This window comes from Streptomyces sp. NPDC052236, assembly GCF_044548015.1.
Taxonomy (GTDB): Bacteria; Actinomycetota; Actinomycetes; order Streptomycetales; family Streptomycetaceae; genus Streptomyces.
This window is the reverse complement of record NZ_JBIUBL010000067.1, coordinates 1-9,435: the sequence shown is the minus strand read 5'-3', so window position 1 is coordinate 9,435 and position 9,435 is coordinate 1. Positions and strand designations below refer to the sequence as shown.

At 66.7% G+C, this 9,435-nt stretch carries 8 protein-coding genes and 1 pseudogene; 4 read left to right on the top strand and 5 right to left on the bottom strand.

Annotation, left to right across the window (positions count from 1 at the left end; genetic code table 11):
- A partial coding sequence (locus tag ACIHCQ_RS44220) for a hypothetical protein (RefSeq protein ID WP_399674951.1) occupies window positions 1-802 on the bottom strand: 802 nt, incomplete at its 3' end.
- A gap of 313 nt (window positions 803-1,115) precedes the next feature.
- Here ACIHCQ_RS44220 and ACIHCQ_RS44215 point away from each other — a divergent pair.
- A complete protein-coding gene (locus tag ACIHCQ_RS44215; protein WP_399674949.1) occupies window positions 1,116-1,529 on the top strand; it encodes a GNAT family N-acetyltransferase in 414 nt (137 codons plus the stop codon).
- A 28-nt stretch (window positions 1,530-1,557) separates the two neighbouring features.
- Here the strand turns inward: ACIHCQ_RS44215 and ACIHCQ_RS44210 are convergent, their stop codons facing one another.
- Entirely contained in the window at window positions 1,558-3,150 is a 1,593-nt protein-coding gene (locus ACIHCQ_RS44210; protein ID WP_399674947.1) for an ISL3 family transposase, read from the bottom strand.
- A 327-nt stretch (window positions 3,151-3,477) separates the two neighbouring features.
- Between ACIHCQ_RS44210 and ACIHCQ_RS44205 the strand changes: the two genes are divergently transcribed.
- A protein-coding gene (locus ACIHCQ_RS44205) for an IS5 family transposase (RefSeq protein ID WP_399674945.1) occupies window positions 3,478-4,463 on the top strand; the annotation gives its coding sequence in 2 pieces (ribosomal slippage) (window positions 3,478-3,864 and window positions 3,867-4,463; 984 coding nt in all).
- A gap of 233 nt (window positions 4,464-4,696) precedes the next feature.
- Window positions 4,697-6,379, top strand: a complete 1,683-nt coding sequence (locus ACIHCQ_RS44200; protein ID WP_399674944.1) for an IS1182 family transposase — start codon at window positions 4,697-4,699, stop codon at window positions 6,377-6,379.
- A gap of 43 nt (window positions 6,380-6,422) precedes the next feature.
- Here the strand turns inward: ACIHCQ_RS44200 and ACIHCQ_RS44195 are convergent, their stop codons facing one another.
- Window positions 6,423-7,148 carry a class I SAM-dependent methyltransferase gene (locus tag ACIHCQ_RS44195; RefSeq protein WP_399674942.1) on the bottom strand — a complete coding sequence of 242 codons (726 nt, stop codon included), beginning with the start codon at window positions 7,146-7,148 and terminating at the stop codon, window positions 6,423-6,425.
- Window positions 7,149-7,279: 131 nt separating this feature from the next.
- Between ACIHCQ_RS44195 and ACIHCQ_RS44190 the strand changes: the two genes are divergently transcribed.
- Window positions 7,280-8,245, top strand: a complete 966-nt coding sequence (locus tag ACIHCQ_RS44190) for a DUF3732 domain-containing protein (RefSeq protein ID WP_399674940.1) — start codon at window positions 7,280-7,282, stop codon at window positions 8,243-8,245.
- Window positions 8,246-8,432: 187 nt separating this feature from the next.
- On the opposite strand, the gene ACIHCQ_RS44185 is transcribed toward ACIHCQ_RS44190, so the two are convergent.
- Both ACIHCQ_RS44185 and ACIHCQ_RS44180 read right to left on the bottom strand, forming a co-directional pair.
- A complete protein-coding gene (locus tag ACIHCQ_RS44185) occupies window positions 8,433-8,783 on the bottom strand; it encodes a group II intron maturase-specific domain-containing protein (protein WP_399674953.1) in 351 nt (116 codons plus the stop codon).
- A 45-nt stretch (window positions 8,784-8,828) separates the two neighbouring features.
- Window positions 8,829-9,344, bottom strand: a pseudogene (locus tag ACIHCQ_RS44180) (reverse transcriptase domain-containing protein); the annotation flags it as partial.
- Window positions 9,345-9,435 lie beyond the last annotated feature (91 nt).

The following is a 9,435-nucleotide window of genomic DNA, read 5'->3' as shown; positions in this document are numbered from 1 at the left end:
CCCCCAAATCGTTGATCGCGTACGCCGCGGCGTCGGTTGTCCCGGGCGGCAGAGCGAGCTCGGTGATGGTGCCGTCGGCCTCCCACCGCACTGCGGGCCCGGTGAGATCGGTGAAGCCGGACTGTCCGACGACGACATTGGATTCGTTGACGGCGTACGCGAAACTCTCGGTGAAGGTGCGGAGCGTACCGAGATCGGTGATGTCGCCTGCCGCGTTCCACCGCACCGCGTGTGAGCTGTCGTTCTCGGTCTGTGAGCTGCCGACGATGGTTTCCGATTCGTTGATGTCGGTGGCCCAGCCGTAGCCCTCGGGGAGCGTGCCGAGGTCGGTGATGGTCCCGTCCGCCGACCAGCGCGCCGCGGTGATGAGAAGAACGTCTCCGTCGATCATGGTCATTCCTACGACCACGCCGGCGTCGTTGATCGCCGTTGCCCCGCTCGACGCGGCGTCGGGGAGTGAGCCGAGGTCGACGGCCGGTGCGGCACCTGGCCACAGCACCGCGTGGCTGCCCCCCACACCGACGGCGTGTCCGGCGCCGTTGATGGCGGCGGCCGAGCTTTCCGTGTCGGCCAGCTCGATCGTACGGCGGGGCGGCCTCGCATCATCGGCGTGACCGGATGCGGTAACCATGGCCAGCATCGCCTCCAACGCTCTGCGGATCGTTCGCCGGGTCACCCCGTACTTGCGCTCCAGGGCACGCATCGACACACCAGCTCGGTCGTCACGGCGGATCGCCGCGTACAACTCAACCTTGGTCGCCGATATGCGCATCAGGGCCGCCAACGGGAGAAACACACCCATCGTCCCACCGCAAGGCTCCAAGTGCCTTCAAAACTGGGTTCTGGCACAGATCTTGGGGAGCCGTCGCGGAGCGTCATCCCGGCGTTCGATTGCGAGGGCCTCATGAGACCGCCGTGTGTCCTGCCCGTCTCGCCAGTACCCGTCCACGAGCCGAGGAGCCAGCGAGAGTCGGCAGGGTCCGGCAGTAACCGATCTTGACGTGCTCGACGTGTGTGGATTCGGATGTGGTGTCGAGTTGAAGATGAGAAGTGGCACCAGTGCATAGGGGATCGACATGTTCATAGCAGAAGAGGGCGTTTTTGATCCTGTTGAGATGCTGAACCTCTACGACTCGGTCGGCTGGGAGGGCTACACCAGTGACGTCGACAAGCTCTGTCGTGGTCTCGTGAACTCTCACCTCGTCATCACGGCACGAGATGGATCGGGAACGCTCCTCGGACTGGCCCGGACCATCTCCGACGACGAGCACATCTGCTACGTCCAGGACGTCGTGGTCAATCCGGCGAACCACAGGCAGGGGGTCGGCCGGACGTTGGTCGAGCACCTGATGCGGCGCTACTCCCACTGCCGATTCTTCCTCCTGTCCACGGACCACGAGTCGTCACCAGAAGGCAACCGCAACCACGCGTTCTACCGGAGCCTGGGCTTCCTGTCGTACGAGGAAAAGGAGATGGCAGGCTTCGGACTGCCAAGGAACCGCCCCGACCTGCGCGATACGGCTCCATAGGCAAAAGATCTTGAGGAGTTGCGGAGTGCTACTGAAGCAGGATCATCTTGCGGAGTAGTTCGAATCCGGCTCGGCCGTAGAGCTGCCGCTTGATCTTCTTGATGCGGTTGACGGCGCCCTCGATGCTGCCGGAGCTCCAGTCGAGAGTGAGCCCGGCTGTCACGGCGTCGAGGTCCCGGCGCATGTGGACGGCGAAGCCGGTGAGGCCAGGTAGTTGGCTGGCGTCACCTGCGTCGATCCAGGTGGGGAGTGTGGAGCCGAGGCGGTCGGTGAGTATCTCGCCGAAGTCCCGGACGTGTCTGGCGGCAGTGTCCAGTTCGGGGCAGCGGGCCAAGACCTCCTTCAGGCCAGCCCGGTCTTCCTCGGTCAGAGTCGCGGGGTGACGGGTGAGCCAGCCGGTCACTTGCCGCACCGTCGGCGGCCGGGGCGGTGCGGCGGACGGAGCCCCGCGCAAGGTGGCGATGTGGGCGCGGACCATGGCGTAGGTGACGGGAGCGTGCTCGGCAACCAGCTCGCTGTGCAGTCGGGTAACGCTGGTGCATCCCTCCGTGAACCGCCGCTCCAGGTAGGGCTTGTAGGGGTCCAGCCTGCTGGGTCGGGGCTGATTCTCGCGGAAGGTGTCCTGCCAGCGTGCGGCGGTCGTGCATCGGAGCACGGTGTTGAGGCCCCAACCCAGGTGCCGGGCGATCGCCCGGCGTGAGTGGCCTTGGGCAAGGAGCTCGTGGACCAGAGCGTGCGCTGCCTTCTTCCGCTCGGCCCGCCGGCCGACGGGCTCCGAGTCGTCCTGCGGCCGACCGGCAGCCAGTCGGGTGGCCTCCGGCAACATGCCGCTGGGCGACGGGTTGCGCAGGCAGTCGCGGTGGGCGGCGACGCAGGTCTCCACGGCCCGGCCGAGGCCCTGCCACAGATGAAACCGGTCAGCGATCTGCAGAGCGTCGGGGGCACCGCGCCGGGCACCCTCGGCATAAGCGCCCGCCCGGTCCCGGCAGATGATCTCCACGCCGGGGTGGCGAACCAGCCAGGCGGCCAGCGGCCCGGCTTCACGCGTCGGGAGCACATCGACCACGCGACGGTCTTCGACGCTGGTCAAGACGGTGGAGTAGGTCTGGCCGCGGCGGATCGCGAAGTCGTCCACGCCCAGCACACGCGGAGTACAGAACCGTGGATCGGGCAATGCCATGACCCTGCGTAACAAGGTCATCCTTCCCGCGCCGAAGCCCAGCTGGGCAGCCAGCCGGGCACCGGCCCGCCCGGCCAGCGCGAGCCCCACTCGCTCCAGGGCGTGGTTGAGCCGAGTGGTGAACCGTGCGTACGGGGCGGCCAATCGGGAGAACGGCTCGGCGAACGTCCGGCGCGGACAGTCCGCCGCCCCACAGATGAAGCGCCGGACCGTCAGCCGGATCACGAAGCCCTGCTCAGCGAGCGGAAGATCCTTCAGCCTGCGCTGATAGCGGTCGTGCACCCGGTCCGAGAAGCAGCCGCAGTCCGGACACGTCGCCCCAGCCGCGCTGCCTCTCGCCACCACCTCGACCGTGCCGAACGCGGCCGTCACCGCCTCGACATCCACGTCGTCGATCCCGTCGAACACGAGCGAATCCCAGAACGATGCATCGGTCTGCATGACCAGCACCATCACCGTCCACAGCCGACCACAGCAGCGGCCGGCAGGCACCTGAGGGAGCGTCACTTCTGATTGTCGAACGACAAGACGTACGCGGTCTCACGCGAACCCGCCCCTTGCAATCGAACACCGAGGTGACGCTCCGCGACGGCTCCCCAAGATCTGACGCTGTCGGGGATCTTGGTATCCGGGGGTTGTCGATCATGATGAAGATGCTGGACAAGCGATCCATTTCCCCTGTTCAGGGTGCTAGGGCGTGTGCCGAGTTGAGATCACGGGTTTGACCGTTTGGCTGTCCTGGCTGGGCCGGGAGGGTAGACAGGCGGGATGACCCGGGGTGATCTCACGGACGACGAGTGGACTGTGTTCGAACCGCTGCTGCCGCTGGGCGAACGCGGTCCCATTCCTGACCTGCGCAGGCTCGTCAACGGCGTGATGTGGCGGTTCCGTACGGGCGGTCCGTGGCGGGACATGCCCGAGCGGTACGGGCCCTGGTCCACCGTCTACGGACGGTTCCACCTCTGGGCCGGGGCCGGGGTCTTCGAGGCGCTGATGGAAGCGGTGGTCGCCGAGGCCGCCGCGCGCGGCCAGGTGGACCTCGATCTGGTGAGCGTGGACTCCACCGTGGCCCGGGCCCACCACCACGCCGCCGGGATGACGGTCGATGCGGAGTTGCTCGAAGCCCTGGAGAAGGCCGTCGCCAAGGAAAAGGGGCTTCGCCAAAGGGACAGAACGCCCCAATAGTCGAGCCGGACGAGCAGAAGGCTGCCGCCCGCGAGGAGCGACGGCGCCTGCGCCGGCGCCGCAAGGCCCGGCTCCGCGCCGCCGAACTGGGGCGCTCACGCGGCGGGCTGACCAGCAAGGTGCACCTGTCGGCGGACCGCCGCTGCCGCCCGCTGTCCTTCGTCCTCACCCCCGGCCAGGCCGCCGACAGCCCCCGCTTCACCGCCGTCCTGGAGCGCATCAGGGTCCCGGGCCCGGTCGGCCGGCCCCGCACCCGCCCTGCCGCTGTGGCCGCGGACAAGGCGTACTCCTCCCGCGCCAACCGCGCCTACCTGCGCAGACGCAGTATCCGGGCGGTGATACCGGAGAAGACCGACCAGGCGGCCAACCGCAAGAACAAGGGCAGCCGGGGTGGGCGACCCCTTGCCCATGACACCGAGCTCTACCGCGACCGCAACACCGTGGAACGCTGCATCAACAAGATCAAAGAGTGGCGCGGGCTCGCCACCCGCTACGACAAGACCCCAGTCAGCTACCTCGCCGGACTCCACCTACGCGGCGCGGTCATCTGGCTCCGCAGCCTCACATGAAGATCTCAACTCGGCACACGCCCTAGTGAACAGGCTGGCGGCTCGATGGAGAACACGGCCGCGTCCTGGTGACCGTTGGGCGAACGCATCGTTCGTGCTCTCTGGTGTCGGAGTGGCGGCCGTGTCTGATGTGTCGATGCCATTCACCCGTTCGTGGTAGCTGCTCGAGGAACCACGGCCCTCGCGATCCCGGCGGGTGGGACGGTTGGCGCCCGTGAGTTCGGAGGCCCGAGATGTGTGTTCGCTCCCGTACCGGCTGCGTGGTCCCCGAGCTGACGGTGCGGGTGGCGCGGGCGAGCAACCCTCAGGGCACCACGGCCATGGCCATCCGCGATCATCTCAACGGTCTGTGGAGCGATGAGGACTTCGAGGAGTGGTATCCCAGGGACGGCAGGCCCGGCCTGTCACCTGCCCAGTTGGCGACCGTGTCGGTCCTGCAGTTCCTGATGGAGCTGTCCGACCGGCAGGCCGCCGAGTCCGTGCGCAACCGCATCGACTTCAAGTACGCCCTGGGCATGGAGCTGGAGGACCCCGGCTTTCACCACAGCGTTCTCACCGACTTCCGCGAGCGCCTGGCCGTGGAGGGCCGGGCTGACAAGCTGCTCGATCTCGCGCTGGAGAAGATCAGGGCTGTCGGCCTGGTCCGGGCACGCGGCCGGCAGCGCACCGACTCCACCCACGTGCTGGCCGCTGTGCGGGACCTGACTCGCCTTGAGCTGGTCACCGAGGCCATGCGCGCCGCGCTGGAGGAGCTTGCCCGCCGGGCGCCGCAGGAGCTGGTCGGCCTGGTGACCGAGGACTGGGGCAAGCGCTACGGCCGCTCGGCCCGGCTCGGCAAGAACCCCTCCAAGCCCAAGACCCGGATCAAGGACACCGGAGAGGACGTCCGCCTGCTCCTGCGCTATGTCCACCGCTACCTGCCCGCCCTTCGCCACGGCGAGCAGGTCCAGGCCCTGCGTCAGATCTTCGTGCAGAACTACTGCCTGGACGCCCAGGACCGGCCGAAGTGGCGGGAGCCGGAGGACGCCGGGCTGCCGCCCTCGGCGGTCGCCATCGTCTCGCCCTACGACGTGAGCGCCCGCTACGCACGCTGCGGGGAGACCCGCTGGAAGGGCTTCCTGGCACATGTCACCGAGACCTGCGACCAGGACACCCCGAGCGTGATCACCGACGTGACCACCACCAAGGCCCCCGTCCACGACACCAAGGCCCTGCCCGGCATCCTGGCCAACCTGGAGGATCGGAATCTGCTGTCGAAGGAGCACTTCGTCGACGGCGGCTACCTCTCCGTCGCGCTGAAGCAGCAGGTCGCCCGCGAGCACGGCGTCGGCCTGGTCGGACCGGTCCGGGCCAAGAGCACCCGCCAGTCCCGCAAGGGCACCGTCTTCCACCGCGACGCGTTCACCATCGACTGGGACGCCAAGCAGGTCACCTGCCCGCAGGGCAAAGTCAGCCGCCGCTGGTCAGCACCGCCCTCCCTCGCGCCCTACATCAACGCCGAGTTCTCCCCGGACGACTGCCGGAAGTGCCCGGTGAAGGCCGCCTGCACCCGCACCGACGCCCGGAAGGTCTCCTTCCTGCCCCGTGAGCTCTACGACATCCAGTCCGAGTCGCGGACCGAGCAGCAGACCCAGGAATGGCGCTCGCGCTACTCGCTGCGGGCCGCCATCGAGAGCACGATCAGCGAGTTCGTCAACGGCCACGGCATGCGCCAGTGCCGCTACCGCAGCGAAGACAAGACCCACGTCCAGCACGTCCTGACCGCCATCGCGGTCAACCTCGAACGCATCGACGTCCACTTGCCGCCGGCACCCGCCCGCCAGCCCCGGAACCCGACAGCCCTTCAGGGCTTCCTCGACTGGCAGCACATCCCCCGGCCCCGGTCCTGGCGCGTCGCCACCCACCCCGCAGGATGAACTGATCCCGGGTGAAGGTGCTGACCAGCACCTTCACCCAGGATCACGGACGTCGCGCCAGGAAGACGAACTCCTTTCCCGGGCGGTCGGGCGCATCGCGAACGCCATCCACCACGTATCCGTGCGCGTACAAGTCCTTCGCGACTTCGTCCCGCTCGCGAAAGCGCAGCGTCGAATCCGACGTCAGCACCTGCCCGTCCACTGCGAACCTGTAGGTCCAGCGGAAGGTCACCAGAGGCCGACTCAGCTCTATGAGCTGAACCCAACTCTCGATGGAGCCGATGCCTGGGATCTCGGTCACGCGGTAGGACTTCTCGCGGGTCCACTCTTCCCAGGCGCGTCGGGACGGATCGCGCGTCTCGAAGACCAGATGCCCTCCGGGCCGCAGTGCTTCGTGCGCTCCTCGCAGCGTGTTCTGCCATGTCTGCGGATCAGTGATGGCCTGGGCGACGTTCGCTGTCATCGTCGCGAGGTCAACCTGCAGCGGTGGCAGGCATGTCGCGTCGCCGCAGATCCAGCGCACTCGTTCACTTCCCGGCTTGGTCCGGGCGACGTCGATGGATGCCTGGGCGGGATCCACACCGACGACCTCGAACCCGCGGCCAGCCAAGAGAACCGCGAACACCCCCGTGCCGCAACCGATGTCCAGTACTCGTTGTGCCTCGAACTCTTCTGCCATCCGCAGGTATGGATCGAGGTCGCTGCGGTCGGGGTCGAGCGGATCGTAGATCGCGGCGAGTCGTGGATGCGCGAAGCAGTCGTCAGCCATGGGGCCGAACGTATGCAGAGCCGGGCCCGAACAGCTACCGAGTTTGGCGACGGTCACAGGCACGCAGCTCGATAATCTCCCCCAGAGAGACGCTCGACCAAGATCCCCGACAGCGTCAGGCACTCAACCTCGTGCCCGACGGCTTCCCCGGAGAACGCAGCTGCCCCCTGTGCGGAAACGAGCTGACCGAGCCCGACCCCACCATCGCCGACATGCACACCACCCTCGCAGACCTCCAAGGCCAGCTCGACAGTGTGCAAACAGTCCAGCCCCGCCGCGAGCAGGCCCTGCGCGAGATCGAGCAGAAGGCGACCCGCCTACGCGAACAGCTCCGCGGCATCGAAGGCGCCCTCAGCATCATCGCCGAGCAGCGCTCCGAGCAGGCGGGCCTCCGCGGACAAGCCGAGGCTCAGGCCTACACACGCGGCAGAATCAGCGCCCACCTGGGCCAGATCGACACCACGACCGACAGCGGACACCTCCAGCGCCTGCACTCGGACATCTCCATCGCCCAACAGCTCGTCCGAGGCCTCGAAGAACAGCTCGACAGCGAAGTCATCGACGACAACCTCATCCACAGCCTCAGCCACCTCAGCGGCAAGATGACCAGCCACGCCCGATTCCTCAAACTCGAGCACGGCGACCGCCTGGTACGTCTGAACCTCAAGAAGCTCACCGTCGTCGCCGACACACACGAGGGCATCACCGAACTACTCCGCATCGGCAGCGGCAAGAACCACGTCGGCTACCACCTGGCGGCTCACATCGCCCTCCACCAGTACTTCGTCACCAACAGCCGGCCCGTCCCCCGCTTCCTCATGCTCGACCAGCCAACCCAGCCCTACTACCCCTCCGACATGGCCAAAGCGCGCGGGCGACTGGAAGACATCACCATCGACGAAGACCGGGTGACCGTCACCCGCCTCTTCCAGCTCATGCACCAGGTCGTCACCGAACTCTCCCCGAACTTCCAGATGATCGTCAGCGACCACGCCGACCTGCCCCACGACTGGTACCAGGAATCCGTCCGCTACAACTGGCGCGGCCGCGAAAAACTCATCCCCACCACTTGGCTCGACAACAACCCCACCCCGTAGCCAGGCAACATGCCCTCTGGACTGGGACGCTGTCGTTCAGGGCCTGACCACCTGCTGGAACTCCGGTCCGGTGGAAGGCCGGGTCAACCACATCAAGATGCTGTCGAGTAGCCGGGGGCATTTCAGCCCCCGGCCCTCACGGAACCGTACGTAACGATCTCTCGTTATACGGCTCTTGCTGCCCTGGTCACCAGACGACGGGGACTGTTGGTACCCAGACCCAGTGGGCGAAGAACCGGGGCCGCTGGGTGACGGTCCTGTTCCATGCGTCTTGTGCCTTCTTTCGCCCCCGCAGCCGCTTGTATTTCTTGCGAATCCAGCGCATCAGGTAGGCATTGATACGCCCCAGGAGGGGATACAGAGCCGATCGGTAGAAGGCTCCGTAGTAAATCATCCAACCTCGCACGACAGGGTTGATAAGCCGAGCGAGGTCCGCTTCGGAGACTTCGGTGTGCAGGTGCAGTCTCCAGGACCGCACCCGCCTACTGATCTTGTTCAGGGCGTCGTTGCTGACCGCTGGATTGAAGCCGGTGAACATCTTCCCGGTCCTCAGCCGCACCTGACGGGCCCGGAATGTGAACCCCAGGAACGTGAACTCGGTGTGCTCGTAGGAGCCGTTCCGGTTGCTGTCCTTGCAGTACACGATCCTGGTTTTGTCCGGGTGCAGTTCCAGTCCGACCTCACGCATCCGCCTCTGGAGAGCCGCGAGCACATGGTGTGCCTGAGCCTCGTTGACGCAGTGGACCACCGCGTCATCCACATAGCGTTCGAAGGCAACGCCGGGGAACTCCCGGGCCATCCACGCATCGAACGCGTAGTGCAGAAAGAGATTCGCAAGTACGGGCGAGATCGCGGAACCCTGCGGGGTTCCTCGGTCCCGGATCTGCAATGAGCCGTCGGGCAGCCTCAAGGGGGCTTTCAACCACCGCTTGACATACAGAACCGCCCACGGCAGATCGGTGTTCGCCTCGACCGCTTTGATGACCAGGTCCCACGGCACGCTGTCGAAGAACTTCCGGATGTCCAGATCGATCACCCAGTCCGTCTTCCAGCAGCGCTGGCGGCAGGTAGTCACCGCGTCGAGCGCGGAGCGCTTAGGGCCTGTTCCAGGTTCAGATCATGTTGTGGGGCGGAGGCTGCGGAGCCAGATGACCGCTCCGCGGAGGTGGAGTCCCGCGAGGTAGCTGGTC